Source organism: Paraburkholderia bryophila (genome assembly GCF_013409255.1).
Lineage (GTDB): Bacteria > Pseudomonadota > Gammaproteobacteria > Burkholderiales > Burkholderiaceae > Paraburkholderia.
This window is the reverse complement of sequence record NZ_JACCAS010000001.1, coordinates 1,484,766-1,507,582: the sequence shown is the minus strand read 5'-3', so window position 1 is coordinate 1,507,582 and position 22,817 is coordinate 1,484,766. Positions and strand designations below refer to the sequence as shown.

At 65.3% G+C, this 22,817-nt stretch carries 23 protein-coding genes and 1 tRNA gene; 22 read left to right on the top strand and 2 right to left on the bottom strand.

The features are described 5' to 3' along the window. Positions 1 to 89: 89 nt before the first annotated feature. From sctC to GGD40_RS06625, 17 genes are all read left to right on the top strand, one after another. Positions 90 to 2,045: a type III secretion system outer membrane ring subunit SctC gene (sctC, locus tag GGD40_RS06705; RefSeq protein WP_179743181.1), complete on the top strand. Its 1,956-nt coding sequence runs from the start codon at positions 90 to 92 to the stop codon at positions 2,043 to 2,045. After that, positions 2,035 to 3,132: a hypothetical protein gene (locus GGD40_RS06700; protein WP_179743180.1), complete on the top strand. Its 1,098-nt coding sequence runs from the start codon at positions 2,035 to 2,037 to the stop codon at positions 3,130 to 3,132. The genes sctC and GGD40_RS06700 overlap by 11 nt, the downstream gene beginning before the upstream one ends. Further along, on the top strand, positions 3,110 to 3,370 hold the full coding sequence (locus tag GGD40_RS06695; protein ID WP_179705768.1) for a hypothetical protein: 261 nt from the start codon (positions 3,110 to 3,112) through the stop codon (positions 3,368 to 3,370). Before GGD40_RS06700 ends, GGD40_RS06695 begins: the two co-directional genes overlap by 23 nt. Before the next feature lie 15 nt (positions 3,371 to 3,385). Then, positions 3,386 to 3,733 carry a hypothetical protein gene (locus GGD40_RS06690; protein WP_179705766.1) on the top strand — a complete coding sequence of 116 codons (348 nt, stop codon included), beginning with the start codon at positions 3,386 to 3,388 and terminating at the stop codon, positions 3,731 to 3,733. Between the two features lie 70 nt (positions 3,734 to 3,803). Continuing rightward, positions 3,804 to 4,262 (top strand): tetratricopeptide repeat protein, encoded by a 459-nt coding sequence (locus GGD40_RS06685; protein ID WP_257030365.1) that lies wholly within the window; start codon positions 3,804 to 3,806, stop codon positions 4,260 to 4,262. Then, entirely contained in the window at positions 4,262 to 4,573 is a 312-nt protein-coding gene (locus GGD40_RS06680; RefSeq protein WP_179705762.1) for an acyl carrier protein, read from the top strand. The genes GGD40_RS06685 and GGD40_RS06680 overlap by 1 nt, the downstream gene beginning before the upstream one ends. Then, positions 4,573 to 5,520, top strand: coding sequence for a type III secretion system inner membrane ring lipoprotein SctJ (gene sctJ / locus GGD40_RS06675; protein WP_179743178.1), 948 nt, complete (start codon positions 4,573 to 4,575; stop codon positions 5,518 to 5,520). Before GGD40_RS06680 ends, sctJ begins: the two co-directional genes overlap by 1 nt. After that, positions 5,517 to 6,179 carry a hypothetical protein gene (locus GGD40_RS06670; RefSeq protein WP_179743177.1) on the top strand — a complete coding sequence of 221 codons (663 nt, stop codon included), beginning with the start codon at positions 5,517 to 5,519 and terminating at the stop codon, positions 6,177 to 6,179. The genes sctJ and GGD40_RS06670 overlap by 4 nt, the downstream gene beginning before the upstream one ends. Then, a complete protein-coding gene (locus GGD40_RS06665; protein WP_179743176.1) occupies positions 6,173 to 6,967 on the top strand; it encodes a FliH/SctL family protein in 795 nt (264 codons plus the stop codon). Before GGD40_RS06670 ends, GGD40_RS06665 begins: the two co-directional genes overlap by 7 nt. Continuing rightward, entirely contained in the window at positions 6,964 to 7,935 is a 972-nt protein-coding gene (locus tag GGD40_RS06660) for a FliM/FliN family flagellar motor switch protein (RefSeq protein WP_179743175.1), read from the top strand. The genes GGD40_RS06665 and GGD40_RS06660 overlap by 4 nt, the downstream gene beginning before the upstream one ends. Continuing rightward, positions 7,932 to 8,576 carry an EscR/YscR/HrcR family type III secretion system export apparatus protein gene (locus GGD40_RS06655; protein ID WP_179743174.1) on the top strand — a complete coding sequence of 215 codons (645 nt, stop codon included), beginning with the start codon at positions 7,932 to 7,934 and terminating at the stop codon, positions 8,574 to 8,576. The genes GGD40_RS06660 and GGD40_RS06655 overlap by 4 nt, the downstream gene beginning before the upstream one ends. After that, positions 8,573 to 8,848 (top strand): type III secretion system export apparatus subunit SctS, encoded by a 276-nt coding sequence (gene sctS, locus GGD40_RS06650; protein WP_035551582.1) that lies wholly within the window; start codon positions 8,573 to 8,575, stop codon positions 8,846 to 8,848. Before GGD40_RS06655 ends, sctS begins: the two co-directional genes overlap by 4 nt. A gap of 11 nt (positions 8,849 to 8,859) precedes the next feature. Next, a complete protein-coding gene (locus GGD40_RS06645) occupies positions 8,860 to 9,594 on the top strand; it encodes an EscT/YscT/HrcT family type III secretion system export apparatus protein (RefSeq protein ID WP_179705750.1) in 735 nt (244 codons plus the stop codon). Further along, positions 9,591 to 10,331, top strand: a complete 741-nt coding sequence (locus GGD40_RS06640; RefSeq protein ID WP_179743173.1) for an EscU/YscU/HrcU family type III secretion system export apparatus switch protein — start codon at positions 9,591 to 9,593, stop codon at positions 10,329 to 10,331. The genes GGD40_RS06645 and GGD40_RS06640 overlap by 4 nt, the downstream gene beginning before the upstream one ends. A 1-nt stretch (position 10,332) precedes the next feature. Continuing rightward, positions 10,333 to 12,411: a flagellar biosynthesis protein FlhA gene (locus tag GGD40_RS06635; protein WP_179743172.1), complete on the top strand. Its 2,079-nt coding sequence runs from the start codon at positions 10,333 to 10,335 to the stop codon at positions 12,409 to 12,411. A gap of 11 nt (positions 12,412 to 12,422) precedes the next feature. Then, complete coding sequence (locus tag GGD40_RS06630; RefSeq protein ID WP_179743171.1) at positions 12,423 to 13,772, top strand: FliI/YscN family ATPase; 1,350 nt, start codon at positions 12,423 to 12,425, stop codon at positions 13,770 to 13,772. Next, a complete protein-coding gene (locus GGD40_RS06625) occupies positions 13,772 to 14,215 on the top strand; it encodes a hypothetical protein (RefSeq protein ID WP_218901041.1) in 444 nt (147 codons plus the stop codon). The genes GGD40_RS06630 and GGD40_RS06625 overlap by 1 nt, the downstream gene beginning before the upstream one ends. A 150-nt stretch (positions 14,216 to 14,365) precedes the next feature. Here GGD40_RS06625 and GGD40_RS06620 read toward each other — a convergent pair whose 3' ends face one another. Continuing rightward, positions 14,366 to 15,250 (bottom strand): DUF1521 domain-containing protein, encoded by an 885-nt coding sequence (locus GGD40_RS06620; RefSeq protein ID WP_179743169.1) that lies wholly within the window; start codon positions 15,248 to 15,250, stop codon positions 14,366 to 14,368. A 285-nt stretch (positions 15,251 to 15,535) separates the two neighbouring features. On the opposite strand from GGD40_RS06620, the gene GGD40_RS06615 reads away from it, so the two are divergent. The 5 genes from GGD40_RS06615 to GGD40_RS06595 all read left to right on the top strand — a co-directional run bounded on the left by GGD40_RS06615 (position 15,536) and on the right by GGD40_RS06595 (position 22,018). Beyond that, complete coding sequence (locus GGD40_RS06615; protein ID WP_179743168.1) at positions 15,536 to 16,984, top strand: hypothetical protein; 1,449 nt, start codon at positions 15,536 to 15,538, stop codon at positions 16,982 to 16,984. A 307-nt stretch (positions 16,985 to 17,291) separates the two neighbouring features. Then, positions 17,292 to 19,274: an acetate--CoA ligase gene (gene acs / locus GGD40_RS06610; RefSeq protein ID WP_179705734.1), complete on the top strand. Its 1,983-nt coding sequence runs from the start codon at positions 17,292 to 17,294 to the stop codon at positions 19,272 to 19,274. Positions 19,275 to 19,416: 142 nt separating this feature from the next. After that, positions 19,417 to 19,845, top strand: coding sequence for a DUF4212 domain-containing protein (locus tag GGD40_RS06605; RefSeq protein WP_179743167.1), 429 nt, complete (start codon positions 19,417 to 19,419; stop codon positions 19,843 to 19,845). A 4-nt stretch (positions 19,846 to 19,849) separates the two neighbouring features. After that, positions 19,850 to 21,868, top strand: coding sequence for a sodium:solute symporter family protein (locus tag GGD40_RS06600; protein ID WP_179743166.1), 2,019 nt, complete (start codon positions 19,850 to 19,852; stop codon positions 21,866 to 21,868). A 60-nt stretch (positions 21,869 to 21,928) separates the two neighbouring features. Next, positions 21,929 to 22,018 (top strand) — tRNA-Ser (locus GGD40_RS06595). 113 nt (positions 22,019 to 22,131) lie between these two features. Here the strand turns inward: GGD40_RS06595 and GGD40_RS06590 are convergent. Further along, positions 22,132 to 22,815, bottom strand: a complete 684-nt coding sequence (locus GGD40_RS06590; protein ID WP_179705728.1) for an SDR family NAD(P)-dependent oxidoreductase — start codon at positions 22,813 to 22,815, stop codon at positions 22,132 to 22,134. Positions 22,816 to 22,817: the final 2 nt, after the last annotated feature.

Genomic DNA, 22,817 nt, shown 5'->3' with positions numbered 1-22,817 from the left:
CTTACGTCCTACATGTGTATTACCCGGCATCGGCTTGTCGCCATTAAATTCTCTACAACGCTGTCAATGAACGTAGCCAGGGATTTTTAATGCTTATGATGTGGCGCAACTATTCGATTATCAGGACGGGTGACGGTCCGCCGCCCCGGCCGCCGTATGCGACCCGCGCCGCTCTGCGTCACATCGCGGGTCCGTTCGGGGCGGCCTGGGCGCTGTTGCCGCTTGCATCGATTGCATCGCTCGCACCGATTGCGCCGGCGAATGCCGCCACGCCCGCATGGCACGGCACGCCGATTCACTACGCGGTGAACGGTGCGCCGCTGCCCGATGTGCTGCGCGACGTGCTTGCCGTCGAAGGTTTGAGCGCCGACATTGGCCGCGATGTGAAAGGGGCGGTCAACGGCCGCTTCGACGACACACCGGGCAACGTGTTCACCCAGTTGACGGAGGCCTACGGGCTCGTCTGGTACTTCGACGGCAAGGCGATGCATGTGACGACCGCGGCCGACGTGCGCAGCCGGGTGATCCCGTTCGCGCCCATGACTCGCGAAGCGGTTGCCTCGCTGTTGCGCAATCTCGATCTCGACGACGCCCGTCTGCCGATCAAATATTCGGCGACGACGGTGAAGGTGGCGGGCCCTTCGCGCTTTGTCGACGCCGTCGCGGAAGCGATCGACCAGGCGCAGCGGCAGACCACGGTCGCGCCGAACCCCGAAGACCCGGTGATCCGCATTTTCCCGTTGCGTTACGCGCAGGCGCAAGACATTCGCTACACCGTCGGGGCGCAGGAGCGGGTGATGCCGGGTGTCGCCTCGTTGCTGCGTCAGTTGATGGCGGATAACGGGCCGGGTAACGCGCCGCGCCCGCGCGCCGACGATGCTCATGCGGATACCCGTGTGGATGCCCGTGCCGCCGCACGGACCGAAGCGCTGACCGAAGCACGCCATGCGCGTGGCGGGCCGCCGCCGCTGCCGAGTCTGCTAGGGCTCGGTCTGGCGAGTGGGCCGCTCGGCGGCGGGGGTGCCGCCGCGCCGTTGCCTGAAATCGACGGCAGCGTGTCGTCGGCTGCGCCGGCCGCGCGCCGCAACATCGTGGCCGACGCGCGCACCAACGCGGTCATCATCAGCGACCTCGCGTCGACGATGCCGAACTACGAGCGCGCGATCGCCATGCTCGATCAGCCGCAGGAACTGGTCGAGATCGACGCGGTGGTGATCGATCTGTCGTCGAACGCGGCGCGCTCGCTGGGCGTCAGTTGGGGCGGCGCGAATGGGCGGATCAACGGCGCTTCCGGGACCGCGAGCGCGCCGCCCTCGTTCGGCGCGGCCGCGCTGCTGACGCCGGCCAGCGCGGCGGCCGGACTGAATCTGGCGACGCTGGTGGGGAACTCCGCGCAGTACCTGTTCGCCCAGCTCAACGCGCTCGAGAACACCGGCGAAGCGCGGGTGCAGTCGCGTCCGCGCGTGCTTACGCTGAACAACACGGAAGCGGCGCTGACGTCGCGCAGTTCGGTGTACGTGCGGGTGGCGGGCAATCAGGCTGTCGATCTCTACAACATCGACACCGGCCTGACGCTCAAGGTGACGCCGAACATCGAATCGAGCGGGGAGCCGCGTCGCAATATCCGGCTGAACATCCAGATCGACGATGGCGCGTTCAACGCGACGTCGTCGGTGGATGGGATTCCGCAGGTCGACAACCATTCGGTCGTCACGCAGGCGATCGTGCGCGACGGCGAGAGTCTGTTGATCGGTGGCTATCAGTACGAGCGCAGCGAGCGCACGACGTCGAAGGTGCCGGTGCTCGGCGACGTGCCTTACCTCGGCGCGCTGTTCCGCGATACGCAGACCAGGCATGAGCGGCTCGAGCGGCTGATTCTGATTACACCGCGTTTGAAGAGCGTGACCGGCGACGGCGCGCCGAATGTGACGCTGGCGGGTTCCAGCGGGGTGCGTGGTGCAGACGTGGGGGTCTCGTTTCCCGTCGCGGCGCCCGCTTTGCCGCTCGTGCAAAAAATGCCATGGGAGGCCGGCGATGACCGCTGACGCGCAGATCGTCGTGATGGACGGCGTGCATACCGGCGCGAGCGTGGTGATGTCCGCCGGCCAGCCGTTGCGAATCGGCAGCGGCGGCGACGCGGACCTGATCGTGATCGACGACGGCGTCGAACCCTTGCATGCCACCGTCGAGTTGCGACACGACACGCTCTCGCTGGTGGCGCAGCACGACGGCGTCGCCGTGTTCGGGCGCCGCGTGCCGCCGGGACGTCGCGTGCGGATGCAGCGCGGCGCATGGTTTTCCGTGGCTGGCGTCACGTTCCGCTTCGCCGGCCGCGATACGCCGGGTCCAGCGCTCGCGCGGCACGCCGAACGTGCGTATCTGCTGCGTCACGAACCCCTCGGCTATGTCGCGAAGCGCTGGTCCGACGCCGCGCCGGTAACGAAGGCGACGGCCTTCGGCGTACCCGTCGCGTTCGCGATGCTGGCATGGTTTGGTTCGTCATCGCCGTCTGTCGAGCCGCGTCTCACGCGCCACGAAGAAACCTTCCGGCTGGTGACGACGCATGTCGATCCGAAGACCGGCGCGCTGGTCTACGAGGGCTATGTGCAGACCGCGACCGATCTCGCCGCGCTGACCGCGCACGCCTGGTCGCGGCAGCGGGCGCCGGTGATGCATGTCTTCGTGCTGGCGCAACTGGAGGAGCAGGTCGGCGAATTTCTCGCGCGCTATTACCGCGGCGCCGAGGTGCGCGCCACCCAGCCCGGCGCGTTCAACGCGCTGCTGCCCGACGCTCATGGATTCCTGTCGCCTGAAGCATGGGATTACGCACGCGTGGCGCGTCTCGCGCGCGCCGACATCAGTGGCTTGCGCGAGCTGGCGTTTCCCGGTCACGCGCAGCAAGCCGAACGCGTGCGCGTGCCGCTCGACGCGCTCGGCCTGAATCTGCTCGCGAGCCGTCATGCGGCCTGGCTGACAGATGCGCAGGGTGTGCGCTACTTCGTCGGCGCGCGCTTGCCGATCGGCCACATCAGCCGCCTCTCGGCTTGCGCCGCGGAAGTCACGCGCGACGACGACGGCTCGATCTACGAATTCGTTGCGGAATCTGCCCATGCCCCCGAAAACTGCCGGTAAAAGCACGCTCGGATCGTTTGGCGATCTGCCGCTCGAAGCGCAACTCGCCGAAGGCGGCGGCGCCGGCCGGACGATGATCGCGGCCCGGTTGACGGCGGAAATCGATCGTTTGAGCGACGCGTTGGCGAGTGCGTCAACGGTCGAGCAAAAAGAGTTGAGGTTGCTTGTCGAGTGTTTACGCGCGGCTCGACAGGTGGTGGAACGAAGCGCGAGCTTCGTCAACGTGCGCGGTAAATAGTAAGGAGTGGGAATCGTGAATCTGAACGGAATCAACAATTTTTTGCCCGGCGCCCCCAGTTCCGCGCTTAGCGAGAATCACAGCCTGTCCACAGGCGGGCTGCTCGGTTTGCTCGAGAAGATTCTCGCCAAAGAGAACGACAAAGTGAACGGCACGCTGCAGGAAGCCGAGAACGCCGACGGGCTCCAGCAGGGTATCGGTGCGAACGGCGTCGATGGCGCGCAAGGCAACAACCAGGGGAACGTCGAAATGCTGCGAGCCCAGCAGGCGGTGGGCGAACTCAGCACCTTCAACTCCGCCGCCACGAACATGATGAACAGCGTCAACGACTCGCAGAAGGCCGTGGCGCAGAACACCCGATAACGCTTTTTTAACCAGGACGGAGGCGCCTTCCCGGCGTCTTCGGCGATCCATGCAGATGCAGGACGACAGCTTGGAATTGCTGATCTCGATCGGTCACCTTGCCCGCGTCTACCGTCGTTTCGACGACGCGCGCTATCTGTTCGAGCGGCTCGCGCTGCTGTATCCGCAGCGCGCCTTTCCGTACCTCGGGCTGGGGCTCGTCGAGGTCGATCGCGCGAACTATCGCGGCGCGTCGCAGCTATTCGCGAAGGCGCTCGAGGTCGTGCCGGACAACGCGCTCGCGTGTGCGTGGCTCGGTACGTCCCAGGTGCTCGACGGCCATTACGCGCTGGGGGCACGCACGCTGATGAAAGTGGTCGGCAGCGACGAGCCCAGTGCGAATTCGATGGCGCTGGCGTTTCTGAAGCTGCCGGAATGCGCGCGTTTTATCAACGCCAACGCTGCACACGCATCCGGCGCGGCACGCTCCGCTCAGGCCGCGCCCCCCCTTTCAACGATTGAACGACTGACTATTCGAGGCAGGTATTGATGTTGCAACTTCCGATCACAACGCCGCCGGCGCCTGCCGGCGCATCGGTCCCGATGTCGCCCGCCGACGCCGGCGCCGGTGGCCCCGGTTCGCTGATGGAGCGTCTGTTGGCGCATGCCCAGAACGCGCAGGATATGTCCGTGCAGCAACTGTCGGTGGATCTCGGTCAGCTCGCTTCCGGCCGCGTCTCGACCATCGACCTGCTGCGTCTGCAAGCCGACATGGGGGCGTTCACGGTGCGCGTGCAGATGACGGTGCGTGTGGCCGACCAGATCGGCAACGCGATCCAGACGCTGTCGCAGCGAAGCTGATGCGCCGCGCCCTGATCTTGCTGCCGGTCCTGCTGCTCCTCGCCGGCTGCAGAACCTCATTGTTCGAAGGCCTGGACGAGGACCAGGCGAACCACATCGTGGCTGCGTTGAGCCACCACGGGATCACCGGCTACAAGGACCGCAACGCGGACAAGACGTGGAACGTCTCGGTCGACGACGACGACGCGGTGATCGCCACGGAACTGGCGAGCGCCTACGCGCTGCCGCGCGGCGGCCACGCGAATCTCGGCGAGCTGTTCAGCCGCCAGGGACTGATTTCGAGTCCCGAGGAGGACCGCGTGCGCTACGTGTACGGGCTCTCGCAGGAGCTGTCCGAGACGCTCGAAAAGATGGACGGCGTTCTGCTCGCGCGCGTGCACATTGTGCTGCCGGAGAAGGATCCGATGGATCCCGCGCAGGACACGTTGCCGTCGGCGTCCGTGATGATGCGTTACCGCAGCGATTACAACCTCGACCTGCTGCGCGACCGGATTCGCGCGATCGTCGCCGGCAGTGTCGAAGGACTGACGCCCGCGCGCGTCTCGCTGACGCTGCTGCCGGTCACGCCGGTGCTGACGTTTCCCGGCAATTGCGGACAAGGCGCGGATGTCGCCAGCGCCGCGGGCGGCGTGACCACGACGGATTGTGTGCATGACGGCGGCAGTGGCCCGTCGCGCGCCACGGTGGTGCTGGCCGTGCTGGCGCTGTTTGTGGCGTTGGCGGCCGGCTTCATGTGGCTGTGGCGCTCGGGACGGCGCACGTGGTTTAAACGCAAGCCGCGCGGTGGTCCGGCCGCAACACAGGGCGCCGAACTTCGGGGCGGCGCTGGCAACGGCGCGCGAGATGCCAACCCAACCCGCGAAGCCGACGACGGCGAAGGCGCCAACACCGCCAACACCTCAGGTAGCCAATCCCGATCAGCGGCCCGCCACGGAGACGACGTATGACCCTGCAACCTGTTCGATTCTCCGTTCCGTTATCCGCAGAGCAGGCGAGCGGCCTTCATTCGAGCGCCGCAAACCTCGCGAGTCCGACATCGACCTCTCGATGCGCGCCGGCGTACTGGGCGCATCACAGTTGGCTCGAATCGGCGCGTCCGGTGCGTAACGAGCGCAGCGCGCGTGCCGCCCACGCGTTTCTGTTCGAGCGCTATCCGCAACTGGCCGAAGCGACGCTCGCCGACACGTCATCCGTATTGCCGGTCTGGCCGCGGCCGGCGTGCGCGCGACTGTGCCGCGTCGTCGCCGCGCTCGCCTGCGCGCGTTCGTTGCGGCGCGTCGTGGCCGCGCAGGCGCATACGGCGTTCGCCGCCAGCGTCGCGCCGCGCCTGCTCGACGCGATCCAACGGCACCCGCGCGCGCTCGCGGCCGACCTGAATGTCGAACCAGCCGCGTCGCCGTTCGATCGTCACGACATGACGGCGCTTGGGCTCGCGTTGGCGCAACGGGCGGATGCGGATTTGAGCCACGCGTTCTGGTGGAGTTTGCGGCTGCCGCGCGAGGTCGCGCAGTCCGCGCAGCGCTATGGCCTGCGGGGCTTGTCGGCGGCCGATGCCGCTGACCTGCTGACCGACGCGAAACGTTTGATGGAGGTACCGCGATGCTGATCTGCCGGGTGGGTGCATGGCGCATCGAATCGGATGGCCATGTGAGCGCGGATGAACTGGCGTCGCTCGACGGACTGCGCGCCGTCGAAGCGGAGCGCGCGGCCGAAGCGGCACGTGAACGCGGCCGCCTCGGCGAGCAGGTGCGCGACTTGAAACGTCGCGCGTGGCGTCACGGACACTCGGCCGGCAAGCTGGCGGCGTTGCGCGATTACGCCGGACGCGACGCCGCGGCTGCGTTCGTCACGCAACGTCTCGAGGAGCGGCTCGCGCAGATCGTGCTGGGGGTGGTGAACGACATTGTCGGCGCGCTGCCGCCGTCGGCGGCGTTGATGCATCAATTGCGCCGTGCGGTGGCGGTGGCGCAATCGCAGCGGCTCGTTTCGATACGCGTGGCGCCGGCCGTCTTCGAGGACACGGCGCGGCTGACCTCGACGATTCAGCACGAACTCGGCGCGCCGCTTTGCACCGTGCTCGCCGATGCGGGATTGCCAGCGCATTCGTGCGTGATCGAGACCGAGGCCGGGGTGATCGATGGGGGTTTGACGGTGCAATTGCGGACCCTTGAGCGCGGTATTCGCGAAGGCGTTGCTGCGGTGTTGCGCCACTACGACCTGAACGACGGCGCGGGGCGGACGACGATCGATGCGATCGGGCAGGGCGTACGGGAGACGGTGGCTGCGCTGGCCGCGCCGGTAGGGATATGGCCGACGCCGCCCACGCCCGACCCGTCCGCGCGACCTGCTTCGGCTCACGTCGTTCGCCACGTCGTCACCCGGGAGGCCGCATGACCCTCTGGCCCGATCTCGACACCCTCACGCTGGCCGACGCCGAGCGTCACAACCTCGCGCTGCGGCACTTCGGCTCGCCGCGCATCGTGCGCGCGGGCCGGCGCGCCTTCACGCTCGAATTCGAGCTGTGCCGCGCGCGCTATCCGTTGCGGCTGTCGGGTGTGGCGTCGCAAGCGCCGTTCAGCGCCGCCTGCGATGCCGGCGCGCTGCTGCCCGAACTCGCGGCGGAGGTGCCCGGCACGCTCGGCGTCGCCGCGCTGACGCATGTCGCCGACGCGTTGAGCGACTGGCTCTGCGCGCTCGAAGGCCTGTTCGGTTTCACGATCGATCTCACCGGCGTCGCGTTCGACGCCGTTCCCGAAGCAGGCGCCTATGGCCTCGCCGTCACACAGATGGCGAGTGGCCGAACCGCCCATTTCTCGTTTTGCAGTCCCGCGGTCGATGCCTGGCTGCGTCTGCATGTCCCGCCGCCGCCGTCCGCCGACGCGCTGCTGCGCCGTCTGTTCGTGCGGCTGCCGATCTGCGTGCCCGGCCCGTCGCTGTCGCTGCCGCGCCTGCGCAAGCTCGCGGTCGGCGACGCGTTGCTGTTCGATCGTGACGCCTGTTTTCTGCGCGTGCCGTTGCGACTCGGCGCGTGCCGGATTCTTTTGAAATTCACTGAGGAGCACACCTTGATAGACCAGGTTCTGAGCGATGAAACCCCCGCCGTCGAAGTCACTAGCGAACTGCTGCCGATCGACTCCCTCACCTTCGCGTTCGACGCCGTGCTCGGCACGCTGTCGCTCTCGGTTGCCGAGCTGGCGCATTTGCGCCAGGGCTCGATCGTCGCGTTCCGTCTGCCCGCACGCGAGCGAACCGTGACGCTGTTGTGCCAGGGCATTCCATTCGCGCGCGGCGAGCTGATCGAGATCGAGGGCTCGCTCGGCGTGCGCGTGACCCGGCTGACCCAGGAGGATCGGCCGGCATGACCGCTCAATTCGACCAGTTGCAGACCATCGGCATGTTCTTCATGCTGGGTCTGCTGCCGCTGGCGGTCGTGATGACGACCTCGTTCACGAAATTCAGCATCGTGCTGACCTTGCTGCGCTCGGCGCTCGGCGTGCAGCAGGCGCCGAGCAACATGGCGATTTCGGGTATCGCGCTCGCGGCGACGCTGGTCGTGATGTCGCCGACTCTCGCGAAGATCGAGGCCGCGCTGCCGGGCGCGGACAGTGATGAGTTCCAGTTGCCGCGACCTGCCGAGTTGTTCCAGGCGGTGCGCGGCCCGCTCGGCGAATTCATGTTCGCGCATTCGCGGCCCGACGAACGCAAGTTTCTGGTGGGCGCGGTGAAGCGTATCGACCCGGCGCGCGACGCCCGCGAGACCGATCTCAGCCTGCTGATTCCGGCGTTCCTGATCGGCGAAATTTCGAGCGGCTTCGAGGCGGGTTTTCTGCTCTATATCGCGTTTCTGGTGGTCGATCTGGTGGTCGCCAACGTGCTCACCGCGATGGGCATGGTGATGCTGTCACCGAGCACGGTCTCGATTCCGTTGAAGCTGTTCATCTTCGTGTCGGTGTCCGGCATCTCGAAGCTGATGCATGCGTTGATCGTCGGTTACGTCAAATGAACGCGCTCCCGTCTCTCGCCACGTTGTCCAGCGACGCGCTGATGCTGGTGTTCTGGTTGTCGCTGCCCGCGCTCGCGGTGGCGACGATCGTCGGTCTGTTGATCGGGCTGTTGCAGTCGATCACGCAGATTCAGGATCAGAGCCTGCCTTACGGCGCGAAGATCATCTGCGTCGGCGTGGTGCTGATCGTGACCACGCCTTGGGCCAGCCGCGAGATGGCGCGGTTTTTCGCGCATGTGTTCACCTTCATCGCGGCGGGGCGTCTGCATTGAACCCGGACTACATGAGCTATTTCGCGGGTTACGCGTTCTGCACGATCCGGCCCGCGGTCGCGCTGTTCCTGATTCCCTTCGGGCAGAGCGGCTCGTTGGGCGTGAGGGTGCGCGTGCCGATGCTGCTCGCGTTGGCGATGCTGCCGCAACAGGTCGGCTGGCCGGCCGAGCCATGGCCGGCCCTGTGCGTCGAAGCGGTGGCCGGTGCGGTGCTCGGCCTGCTGCTCGGCACGATCTTTCATGCGGCGGCCGCAGCCGGCGCGGTACTCGATCAGCAGGGCGGCTATGCGAGCGCGGCGATCTACGATCCGCACTTCCAGCAGGAGGCCGCGCTGTTCGAAACGTTGTTCTCGCAGTTCGCCGCGCTGGCGATGTTCACGGGCCCCGGTCTGCCGCTGCTGTTCGGCTTCTTCACCGATGCCTGGGTGCTGTGGCCGCCGGGCCGCTGGCGCGTCGATCTGGTCGAGGTGTTCCGGCACGTCGCGCTGCGCGACACGACGGCTTCGCTAGCCGGCTCATTCGCGGAAGGGCTGCGGCTCGCGAGTCCGTTGCTCGGTCTCGTGCTGCTGATCGACGTCGCGTTCGGCCTGATGACGCGCCACGCCAAACGGCTCAATCCGTTCGCCACCGCGCGCACCGTCAAGGCCATGGTTCTCTCGTTCGCCGCGATGCTCAGCGTGCCCGCGTTGTTCGCGCAGTTGCAGATCGTGTTCACCCATCTGATCCATTTGCGTGCCTTGCCATGAGCGACAAGAGCGAAGCGCCGACGCCCAAACGGCTGCGCCGCGCGCGCGACGACGGCGAGACCGCGAAGAGCACGCACCTGAGCGTCGCGTTCAGCGGTCTGTGCTGGTGGCTGTATCTGTTCATCGAAGCCCCGCATCTGTACGCGCTCGGCACGCGGCTGATCCTGGCCGTGACGACGCTCGACGCAAGCCTCCCGTTCGACGACCGGTTCGCGCGGACACTCGCGCTGTTGACGTCGTTCATGCCGCAGGTGCTGAGCACGCTCGGCGTCGGCGTGCTGGCCGCCGTGGTGCCGGAATTGATCCAGACACGCGGGCTGATCGCCCTGAAGCGCGTGAAACCCGATCTGAAGCGGCTCAATCCGCTCAATGGTCTCAAGCAGATGTTCAGTCTGCGGCTCGTGTGGGACACGTTGCTCACGCTGTTGCAGTTCACGGTCCTGCTGTTGCTGTTCTGGCAGGCGTTGATCGCGTGGTTGCGGCAGCTCGCGCCGATCTATGGATTCGCGTTGCCGGCGCTACTCGGCTTCACGGCGACCTCGCACTCGCATCTGCTCGCGTGGATGGCCGCGTCGCAGATCGCGCCGGCTCTCGCCGACTATTTCATCCAGCGGTTCTTGTGGCTGCGCACTATGCGCATGGACAAGAACGAAATCAAACGCGAATACCGCGACGACGAGGGCGACCCCTACGTCAAGAGTCGTCGCCGTGCGCTACACCGGGAGCTTGGTCAATAACATGCCGAACCGTTCCATTCTTAGTCGCTACGATCTGTCGGCGTTCTTCGCGCGGCACGCCGATCTCGCCGTCGCGCTCGGCCTGTTGGCGGTGCTCGCGTTACTGATCGTGCCGGTGCCGCCGTTCGTGCTCGATCTGTTCATCTGCGTGAGTTTCGCCTCCAGCCTGACGATGCTGAGCACCACGCTGTATGTGTCGAAGGCTGCGGACCTCGCGAGTTTTCCGTCGTTGCTGCTGATCACCACGCTGCTGCGGCTCTCGCTAGCCATTGCGTCGACCAAGATGATTCTGCTGCATGCGCACGCCGGCCAGATCATCGGCGCGTTCGGTGAACTGGTGGTGGGCGGCAACGTGGCGGTCGGCCTCGTGGTGTTCATCGTGCTCGCGGCGATCCAGTTCATCGTGGTCGCGAAGGGCGCGGACCGGGTCGCCGAAGTCGGCGCACGTTTCACGCTCGACGGCATTCCCGGCCGTCAGATGAGTATCGACGCCGATCTGCGCTCCGGCGTGATCTCGCCCGCGCAGGCGAGCCGGGCGCGCGCGGCGCTCGAACGCGAAACGTATTTCTACGGCTCGCTCGACGGCGCGATGAAATTCGTCAAGGGCGACGCGGTCGCGGGGCTGGTCGTCGCGCTGGTGAATATCGTCGGCGGGCTGGCGATCGGTATCGCGCAGCGCGGCATGTCGTTCGCCGACGCGCTGCATACGTACACGATTCTCACGGTCGGCGATGGCCTGGTGGCGCAGATTCCGTCGCTGATCGTATCGGTGTCGGCGGGCATTCTGGTCACGCGCGTGGCCTCGGCCGACAGCGCGGACGCGCATCTCGGCGGCGATATCTACCGGCAACTGACGGTGCACCCGAAGGCGATCGGCATGGCCGGCGCCGCCTGTTGCGCGTTGGCCGCGATTCCGGGATTCCCGCATCTGCAGTTTCTGCTGGCCGGCGGACTGCTGGTGGTGCTGGCGATCACGCTGATGCGCAACGCCGCGGCCGCGACGAACTCGCAACGCGCGCTGATGCCCGGCATGACTCGCGACGGCGGCAACTACGTGCCGCGTATTCTCGACGATGTCGAATTGGGCACGAGCGCGACCTTGCGATTGCGGCTCGGCCTGAAAGCGTTCGACGCATTGCGGCCCGAAGCGCTGAACCGGCAACTCGGGCAGTTGCGGCGGCATCTGATGGTCGAGCTGGGCGTGCCGTTTCCGGGTCTCGCGCTGCTGCGTGACGCACGGCTCGCGCCGGAGCGCTACATCGTCGATGTCGAGGATGTGCCGTTCGCGAGCGGCACGCTGGTCGCCGGGCATACGCTACTGAGCGGCGACGGCAGCCGCATCACGTTCGAGGGTACCGAAGGCTACCGTCCGCGCGCCGAGAAATCGGTGTGGGTGCCGAACGCGCAGGCGGCCTCGGTCGACGATCCGGCGATTCGTAAAGCCAGCGTCGACGAAGCGCTATGCGAGCACCTCGGCGAGGTGTGCGAGCGTTCAGCGGCCGATTTTCTCGGCACTCAGGAAACGCGCTTTCTGCTGGATCAACTGGGGATCGAATTCCGCGAGCTGGTGGCGCAGGCGGGCCAGGCCGCGAGTACGGTGCAGCTTGCCGGCGTGCTGCGGCAACTGCTGCAGCAGCGCGTGCCGATTCGCAATCTGCGGGCGATTCTCGAAGCCGTGGTGCGCGTGCCGGCGGGTGAACGCACGCTCGATCGGATGGTGCGCGAGGCGCGCATCCAGTTGGGACGGCAGATTTCGCGCAACTTCGCCGACCTCGAATCGTGGACGATTTCGGCGGCGGTGCTGGAGCCGGACTGGGAGGCCAGCCTCGAAGCGCAGATCCGCAGCGGGGCCGACGGCGAGCCGCTATGCGTGCTGTCCGCCGAAGAGATGGAGCGCGCGCAGCAGGTCTTGGGCGCGGACCTGTCCGGGATCGGGCTGATCGTCACGAATGCGGTGCTGCGCCCGCATCTCGCGCGACTGTTGCGGGACTTTGGCTGGCGCACCGACGTGCTCGCGATCGAAGAGATTCCATTCGACCTCTATCGGATTCAGACCATCGCGACGCTGGGCGCGCCATGACGGAGCGCGCGATGAAGTCGTCGGGAACGGGCTGGCCCACGTTTGCGTCCGCGCCCGAGTTGCGCGGCCGGGTGGTCGAAGCGCGCGGCGTGATTGCGCGGGTGGTGGGCGTGTCGTTGCGAATCGGCGAGAAGGTGCGGCTGGTGCGACCGGATACGCTCGAGGCGCAGTACGGCGAAGTCGTCGGCTTCGCGCATGACGGCGCACTGGTGATGCCGCTGGCCGGACTCGCCGGGCTGTCGGATATCACCGAGGTGCAGGGCTGCGGCGCGGCGTGGGGCAGCGTCGACGCGGCGGGTTTGCTCGGGCGTGTGGTGGACGGTCTCGGCAATCCGCTCGACGGTGGACCGCTGCCGCCGCAACGGGACATCGCGCGAGGTTCGGCGGGCTCAGCGGGCTCTGCCGGCTCGGCTGGCGGTGAGATCACGCTCAATCCGCTGGAGCGCCCGGTGATCACGACCCCGTTCGCCACTGGCGTGCGCGCGATCGACGGCCTGCTGACCTGTGGCATCGGCCAGCGCACGGGCATCTTCGCGCCGGCCGGCGGCGGCAAGAGCACGATCATGGGGATGATCGCGAACGGCGCGTCGACCGATGCGATCGTGGTCGCGTTGATCGGCGAGCGGGGTCGCGAGGTGGGCGAATTCATTCATGATCATCTCGCCCACCGGCGCGCGTCGACCGTCGTGATCGCGGCGACGTCCGACCGTCCCGCGGCGGAGCGGATCAAGGCGGCGGAACTCGCGTCGCAGGTCGCGGTGGGATTGCGCGCGAGCGGCCGCAACGTGTTACTGCTATTCGATTCGCTGACACGCTACGCGCGCGCGTTGCGCGAACTGGGTCTCGCGGTCGGCGAGCCGCCGCTGCGAGGCGGCTTTCCGCCGAGCGTGTTCGCGCGTTTGCCGAAACTGATCGAAACCGCCGGCGTGACCGCGCAAGGCAGCATCACAGGTTTCTACACCGTGCTCGCCGATGAATCCGATCTGTCGGACCCGGTCGCGGAAGAAGCACGCTCGCTGCTGGACGGGCATATCCAGTTGTCGTCGAAACTGGGCGCGTCCGGCCACTATCCGGCGATCGATATCTTGCGTAGCCGCAGCCGGTTGATGAATCGCGTCGCGGACAGGACACAACTCGCCGACGCCAACGGGGTGCGCGATTGGCTCGCGCGTTATGAAGAGATCGAGATGCTGTTGCAGATCGGCGAATACGAGCGAGGGCATGACGCCGACACGGACCTTGCCATCGAGCGGCGTCCCGCGATCCAGCAGTTTTTGCGTCAACCGTACGACCGCAGCAGTGAATGGGACGAGACGCGTGCGCTGCTGCATGCGTTGCGTGCCGGTGGGCGGGCGGTGTGATGCGCGACGCGGCGCGGGAAGCGGCGTTCTGGCGGCTGCTGGTCCGGGTGCGCGGTTTGCGGGTGCGGCGCAAGCTGCGTGCGCTGGCCGACGCGCGGCGGCATGAACGGCACGCGGCGGATGCGCTCGCCGCACAGTTCACCGCGCTGGAACGGCATGCGGAGCAACGGCAACGCGTGCTGATGTTTTGTCGGCGTGAATTTTGTCGACGTGACGCGCGCGTTGGCGCGCAATGGCATGCGACGCTGCGCGCGCACGATGCGCGCCTGCCCACATTGCAGCGGCAACTGAGCGCCGCGCGCGACACGCACGCGGCGTCGCGCGCCGAAGCGGCGCACGCGTTGAGTGCGTGGCAGGTGGAGCGAGGCCGGCATGACGATGCGAAGGAGCGTGTGCGGGTGGCGAGCGCGCGCCTCGCGGCCGGTGATGGAGAAAGCGCTTAGCGCCAGGGACTGCCGGCAAAGCGGGTGCTCCGCCGGCAGTCTTTAGATCACGGCAAAATCGCCGGATGCCGCGAACACATGGCCGATGTGTTCGCGGCATCCATCGAGGATAACGCGCTGCGCTGTCATCCCCCGTTTCGTGCGGTTGGCTTAGGCGGCTTTCTTGAAGTCGTCCGCGGTCGGTTGCTTGCCCGTGGTCGGGTCGATGAAGCCGCTGCCGTTGCGGGCGGCCACGATGGTGTAGCCGTCCGGCGTGGCGGCGTCGAGCGCGCGGCCGTTGTTGCTCTTCTGCACGCTGAGGGCAGCCGAGTCCTGCTGGCTCAGACCTGAGACCTGATACGCCTGATTGCCCCTGGTGATCGTGACCTGATCCGCGTACGAGACCGACGGGTTGTTCTTGGCCGCCTGGGTGCCCACGCTGACTTTGGTGTTGTCCGGCAGCATGAACGTCATCGGGCCGTTGAACATCGCCGACGTCTTGTTGGCGCCGTTGGCATGCTGTTCGATATGCGGGTCACCGTAGATGTTCGTCGCGTCGCCGGTCTTCTTGTTCGTCAGAAGCATCGACGAATTGGTTTTGCTGAAGTCGAGCTTGTAGTCGCCCAGATCGATACTGGTCTTGTTGTTGGCGACCGGCGTATTGCTCCATTGCGTCTGATCGGTCCGGCTCCGATCGTTGCAGCCGCAGTTCCGGCCTTGCGACGTGCCGTTGCCGCCACGCGAGTAGTCGCCGTAGCCAGCCTGACTGGTATTGCGGCCCCAGCTTGCCTGCATGGCGTTGGCGGCCGAACCGCGATTGATCGTGATGCCTTGCGCGAAGAACGTGCTGCTCTGACCATTCGCCGTGTTCTGACCGAAGACCGAGAACGTGCTCTTCGAAAAGCCGCTCGCCATGTTCGACATCGGCGAGGGCGCGTTGCGGCCGTTATTGACTGCCGGGGTTCGCGAGAGTGACGACGACGCACCGCCGAACTGCGCGGTCAGTTGAGTCAGGTTTGGGAAGAAAGAAGACGGATTTTGCAACGTTGCTTGCATGTCGTGATTCCTGAAATTAAAAGAAACCGGCCTGAGCTTGCTAGCCGGGTCCACGTCGCCAAATAGGTGGGATCGGCGCCGCTTGATCAATAGTAGAGAGATGGGAACGCGATTCGGCGTACTTATATATATCCATCACGCTATATTTGACTTCGACCCTTGCGTCTAGCCGATCGTGACGATTCGCGCGTTCGTGCATCCAAATAGATAAGACCTGCTGACGGCGTCGCGGCATTTCAATGGACCTGCACTTCTCCGATTTCTCCTTCAGACAGGGATAGCGAAATGAAGCTCCAGTCAGTCAGTAGTCCAGCGGTCGACCGCGAACCGGCGGCGACGAATCGAAGCGATGCACAGAGCGTTCGACTCGGGCCGGCGCCGGCGGTGTTCGATACGTCGGCCGCGTCGCCGGCGACGTTTCAGTGCAGCGTCGGGGCAGCCGAACGGGACAACGGGCAGCTTCGTGGCGGCGGCCTGCCGGGTGGAGGGCCGGTGCTTCGATCTGAAACGAAGACAAAAGCGGAAGCGCTGTTGCTTGACGGTTGGTCGGCAGCCGCCGCCTCGGCTAAAGCGGGTATTGGGAAAGCCGTCGTTTGTAACATCAGGTGGATGATCGAGATCCCCGCTGTTCCGCCTCTGATGTCGCAGGAATTCAGAACAAATGTCCTTGCCTGGTTAAACCTGGGAATCCCCGAAGCTCAGATCGCGCACGATATGGGCGTACAGCCGGAAACGGTCCATGCGATAGCCGAGGCGCAACGCGAGGTCAGCCAGATAGTCGGCGCACTGCGCGCGCCAAGCGACCTCGAGCTATCGAGCGCGATCTTGAAGCGCGTTGGGCGCGCCCAGTTATTGCCAGCCACGCGAACTAAAGTAAAGGCGCTTCTGGGAGACGGCTGGCTGCGAGCCGCCGTGGCGGATGAATTGGGAATTCGCCACCGCAGGATCTGCCTGATCGGGGAGACCATGGACCGGCCGGTGGTTCGGCCGCTCAGGTTAAAAGCGTTCAGGGATGAGGTCGTCGCGCGGCTTCATACGGGCGTGTCCGACCTGCAAGTTGCACGTGAGACGGGTGTGCAACCGGAAACGGTGCGTTTGATCAGGCTGCAATACGGCAATCAGAATCCGGAGAATCCGATACCCGACGTGCGCCTTCACCGGGAGGCTGAACGTCCCGGCACGGCTCCGGCGCCGGCGCCGGCCCGGACTGCGCCTCGGTCTCCGCAACCCGGTACGTCGACGGGCGGTGAAACGCAGCCGGCCCGTGGCCGGCCTGATTCATCGTCGTCTGTAGCGAAGCGTCGGCGTGTCGACGAGGCGCCCGCGGTAATTTCAGGCGCGCTGATCTCCTCCATCATCAAGCAGGCCGAAGCGGGGCTGCCGCCCTATCAGATAGCGAACAATTTGCGCCTGTCGGAAGAAACTGTTTGGCATGCGGAATTTTTATATTTGCAACGTTCGCTGCGGCCCGTGGATGAGCAGATCCGGATCGAACGTGCCAACCTGCCGCCGAGCCCGGCTACGAATACGCCCGTGTCGCCGGAGGTGGAGCAAGCTGTGATCCGGGAATTGCGGGGCGGTGTCGACCGGCCGGACATCGCGCGCCACTTGCATCTGCCGGAGCCCCAGATCCAGGCCATCCACGGTCAGCTTCTCGACGATGAGTTCGCGCAGCTCGATATGGACGCCTTCAGGGCGATGACCGGATCGTCGAGCGGCGAGTCGCCCGGGTAGGCGTTTCGTGTGAGTCCGTTCCGATGCACGGGTTAACACTGATCTCAACGCAGAAGCGCGTCGACGTCTCCGGGCTAACCCTGGTGTCGATCGCGCGCACCCGCTCCAGATAAGCATTGCCCCGTGCTGCCGATGACATTGCCGGAGCGCATCAGCTAACATAACAATCCCAGTATCTCTTGCACGATGCGCCGCGACGACCTGATGTAAGTGACAGGTAAGTTGCGGCATTTATCCTGGCAGCATGCCGTTGACCGCTCGCGCGCCGGCACAGGTTTCAGGTTTGATTTTCACCAAGGGGTTGTCGATGTCTGCGATTGAATCGGTTCTTCAGGAACGCCGCGTTTTCCCGCCCTCCGCTGAAGCAGCGGCCGGCGCCGCGATCTCCGGCATGGATGCGTACCGGGCGCTCGCCGCCGAAGCGGAACGCGATTACGAAGGTTTCTGGGGGCGCCTCGCCCGCGAAACGCTTAGCTGGAATACGCCCTTCACCAAGGTGCTCGACGAATCGAACGCGCCGTTCTACACGTGGTTCGAAGACGGCCGGCTGAACGCGTCGTACAACAGCCTCGACCGTCATGTCGAAGCGGGTAACGGCGGGCGTGTGGCGATCGTTTTCGAGGCCGACGACGGCACCGTCACCAATGTGACGTATCAGGATCTGCTGCAACGCGTGTCGCGCTTCGCGAATGCGTTGAAGAAACGCGGCGTGAAGACGGGCGACCGCGTGGTGATCTATATGCCCATGTCGATCGAAGGCATCGTCGCGATGCAGGCTTGCGCGCGGATCGGCGCCACGCATTCGGTGGTGTTCGGCGGCTTCTCGTCGAAGTCGCTCAACGAGCGCCTCGTGGACGTGGGCGCGGTCGCGCTCGTCACGTCCGACGAACAGATGCGCGGCGGCAAAGCACTGCCGCTGAAGAATATCGCCGACGAAGCACTCGCTATGGGCGGCTGCGAAGCGGTGAAGAGCGTGATCGTCTATCAGCGCACCGGCGGCAAGGTCGCGTGGCACGAAGGCCGCGATCTGTGGATGCATGAACTCGCGCAAGCCGAATCGGATCAATGCCCGCCCGAGTGGGTCGGCGCCGAGCATCCGCTGTTCATTCTCTATACGTCCGGTTCGACCGGCAAGCCGAAGGGCGTGCAGCACAGCACCGGCGGTTATCTGCTGTGGGCCGCGCAAACCCTGAAGTGGACCTTCGACTGGAAGCCCACCGACGTGTTCTGGTGTACCGCCGACATCGGCTGGATCACCGGCCATAGCTACATTACGTATGGTCCGTTGACGCTCGGCGGCACCCAGGTCGTGTTCGAAGGCGTGCCCACCTATCCGAACGCCGGCCGCTTCTGGGACATGATCGCGAAGCACAAGGTGACGCTGTTCTACACCGCGCCCACGGCGATCCGCTCGCTGATCAAGTCCGCCGAGGCGGATCAGAAGGTGCATCCGAAGAGCTACGATCTGTCGTCGCTGCGCATTATCGGCACGGTCGGCGAGCCGATCAATCCGGAAGCGTGGGTGTGGTATCACGAGAACGTCGGCGGCGGCCGTTGCCCGATCGTCGACACGTGGTGGCAAACCGAAACCGGCGGCCACATGATCACGCCGCTGCCGGGCGCCACGCCGCTGGTGCCGGGTTCGTGCACGCTGCCGTTGCCGGGCATCATGGCCGCGGTCGTCGACGAAACCGGTCAGGACGTGCCGAACGGGCAGGGCGGCATTCTGGTGGTGAAGCGTCCGTGGCCTTCCATGTTGCGTAACGTGTGGGGCGATCCGGAGCGCTATAAGAAAAGCTACTTCCCCGATGAACTCGGCGGCACGCTGTATCTCGCCGGCGACGGCGCGGTGCGCGACAAGGACACCGGTTACTTCACGATCATGGGCCGTATCGACGACGTGCTGAACGTGTCGGGTCACCGTCTTGGCACGATGGAAATCGAGTCGGCGCTGGTGTCGAATCCGCTCGTGGCCGAAGCTGCGGTTGTGGGGCGGCCCGATGCGACGACCGGTGAGGCCGTGTGCGCATTCGTCGTGCTCAAGCGCGCACGTCCGGAAGGCGAAGAGGCGGTGAAGCTCGCCAACGAATTGCGCGCGTGGGTCGCCAAGGAGATCGGTCCGATCGCGAAACCGAAGGACATCCGCTTCGGCGAGAACCTGCCGAAGACGCGTTCGGGCAAGATCATGCGTCGCCTGCTGCGCTCGCTCGCGAAGGGCGAGGAAATCACCCAGGACGTGTCGACGCTGGAGAACCCGGCGATTCTCGATCAGCTCGGCGAGTCGCTGTAATGAGTTAGGGTTCTGGCCGGGCGTGCATCTCAGGATGCGCGGCTGACCGGATGACGCGATCTCTCGCTCGAATCAGGCCGTAAGAAGCCACCGCGCGGACAATCCCGATTGCCTGCCCGGTGGCTTTTTGATACATAGGCGCATGGCCGCGCCACACCACTCCTCTCACGCTACGCTGAATCCCCCGCCCGAACCGCCCGCGGTGTCGGCGGCGATGGCGCGCGCGCATCGCAAGTACTGGCGCTTCAACGTCGCGCTGATCGCTACGTTGATGACGTTGGGCTTTCTCGTGTCGTTCGGCTTGCCGTTGATGGCGCCGGCGTTGGAGCAGGTACGGATGGGGGGATTCAGGCTGCCGTTCTACTTCGGCGCGCAGGGCGCGATTCTGGTCTACATGGCGTTGATCGTCGTGTATATCGTGTTGATGCAGCGCGCCGACCGTCGCTTGCTGCGCGCGTTCGAGGCGGATGCTGGCGTGGATGGGGATGCTGTTTCCGGCGGTGATTCCAGCGCGGATTCCAGCTCTGAGTCTAGCGCGGAATCCAGCGCCTCCTTGCCGCGCGGACGTTGAGTCCATGAAGCTCACGAATCGCCTGATCCGTTCATACGCGTTCTATACGCTCGGCTTCCTTCTGTTCATCTACGTGATGTGGCGCATTGAACGCACCACCGGCCCCGGCGTGTGGATCGGCTATGTGTTCCTGTTCGTGCCGATCGCGGTGTATGCGGTGATCGGCTTGTTGTCACGCACCTCCGATCTGGTCGAATACTACGTGGCGGGGCGGCGTGTGCCGTCCGCGTTCAACGGCATGGCGACGGCCGCCGACTGGTTGTCGGCGGCGTCGTTCATCGGCCTCGCGGGGTCGATCTATGCGACCGGCTACGACGGGCTCGCGTATCTGATGGGTTGGACCGGCGGCTATTGCCTCGTCGCGTTTCTGCTCGCGCCGTACGTGCGCAAACTGGCGCGCTACACGATTCCCGATTTTCTCGGCACGCGTTTTTCGAGCAACGCAGTGCGCGGGCTCGCGGCGTTGGCGGCGATTCTCTGTTCGTTCGTTTATCTGGTCGCGCAGATTCAGGGCGTCGGTCTGATCGCGACGCGCTTTATCGGCGTCGATTTTGCGGTGGGCATTTTCTGCGGGCTCGCGGGCATTCTGGTGTGCTCGTTTCTGGGCGGCATGCGCGCCGTCACGTGGACCCAGGTCGCGCAGTACATCATTCTGATCGCGGCGATCCTGATACCGGTGTCGATGATCGCGCACAAGGACGGACTCGGCTGGTTGCCGCAATTCAACTATGGGCGGTTGATGGCGCGCGTGGAAGGTCTCGAGAAACAGGTGCGCGACGCGCCGCTCGAACAGACCGTACGCGACGACTATCGACGCCAGGCCGCCCGTATTCAGGTGCGGCTCGATACGCTGCCGCAATCGTTCATCGACGAGAAGTTGCGCCTCACGCAGGAGGTGGCCGATTTGCGCCGCCACAACGGTCCGTTGCGCGAGATCAAGGAACGCGAGAAAGCGCTCGACCAGTTTCCCCGCGATGCCGCCGCCGCGCAGATCGTCTGGAGCCAGCGCCGCGCTGAAATGCTGATGCGGGCCGCCGCGCCGGTGCCGATGCATGAGCCGTTTCCTGCGGCCAGCGATGAGGAACGGCGCATTCATGAGCGCAATTTTTTGTCGCTGCTGCTGTGTCTTTCGCTGGGGACGGCGAGCTTGCCGCATATTCTGACGCGCTATAACACGACGACGTCGGTCGCGTCCGCGCGCCGCTCGGTCGGCTGGACGCTGTTTTTCGTGGCGCTGTTTTATCTGACGGTGCCGGTGCTGGCCGTGCTGATCAAGTACGAGATCTTGACCAACCTGGTCGGTCATCACTTTGCCGATCTACCGCAATGGTTCACGCAATGGAACCGGGTGGAACCGCGTCTGATCAGTCTGAACGATACGAACCTCGACGGCATCGTGCGATGGAGCGAGATTCAGATGCAGCCGGACATGGTCGTGCTCGCCGCGCCCGAGATAGCCGGGCTGCCGTATGTGATGTCGGGGTTGATTGCGGCGGGTGCGTTGGCTGCGGCGTTGTCGACCGCCGATGGTTTGCTGCTCACGATTGCGAACGCGTTGTCGCACGACGTGTATTACCACATGGTCGATCCGACGGCGTCGAGCCAGCGGCGCGTGACGGTCTCGAAGATTCTGCTGCTGGGGGTGGCGCTGTTCGCGTCGTATGTGGCGTCGTTGAATACGGGGAATATTCTGTTTCTGGTGGGGGCGGCGTTTTCACTGGCGGCGTCGAGTCTGTTTCCGGTGCTGGTGTTGGGGGTGTTCTGGAAGCGCACCACGCGACTCGGCGCGGTGGCGGGGATGCTGGCGGGGCTGCTGGTATGCATCTATTACATCGTCTCGACGTATCCGTTCTTCACGCAGATGACGGGCTTCGCCGGCGCGAGGTGGTTCGGGATCGAGCCGATCAGTTCGGGTGTGTTCGGCGTGCCGGCGGGGTTTCTGGTGGCGATCGGCGTGAGTCTCGTGGACCGGAAACCGGATGCTTATACGCTGGCGCTGGTGGACTACATCCGGCATCCTTAGCGCGGTTTGCATAGGGGTGTGGCGCAAGGCCCGAAGTTTGCTATAATTCGGCTCCCCGCCGGAGAGATGGATGAGCGGTTTAAGTCGCACGCCTGGAAAGCGTGTATAGGTTAATACCTATCCGGGGTTCGAATCCCCGTCTCTCCGCCAGAACTGAATGATAAGCCGCTGAATCTAAAAGAGATTCAGCGGCTTTTTGTTTTGGCCGCGCCCACGTGAGTCCGTTTGAGGCGGGACCTTCCGCGTGCATGGCACCCCGATGCCTAGAACAGATCCTCATGCCGGCAATTGACGAGGATCTCCGCGACGCTCGCCGAGTTCGGCAGTTCGATCGTATTGGCGACGATGCGTGCCAGGTCTTCCGGTTGCGTCATGGCGTCGGGCGGCAGGTCGGCGATCCCCGCGGCCATCTCCGTGTTGACGAAACCTGGGCAGATCGCGGTCGCACGAATGCCGTCGTCCCAGCCCGCGCGTCTGACCGCATGATTGAGCGCGATCACCGCATGCTTTGACATCTGATAGCCGGCGTTGAGGTTCTTCACGCGCTTGCCCGACAATGACGCGATCTGCACCACGCGAGCATCGCCGGCGCGGCGCAAATGGGGCAACGCCGCCTGAATCAGACGGAAGGGGGCCTTCACGTTGATATCGAGCGTTTCTTCGAGCATCTCGTCGGTGCCGTCTTCGAGACTGATGGATTTGCAGATGCCCGCATTGCTGATCAACACATCGATGCGGCCGAACGCCTCGACGGTCGCGGCCACCCAGCGGCGACCCGCCTCCGGGTCACGCGCTTCGTAAGGGCAGACGAACGCATCGAACTCATTCGCGAGCAATGCGGGATCGCGTACGCCCAACGACAAACGATAGCCGCGCCGCGCCAGTTCTCTCGCGATCGCGAGGCCGATGCCGCGACTCGCGCCGGAAATCATCACCACCTTTTGCATGG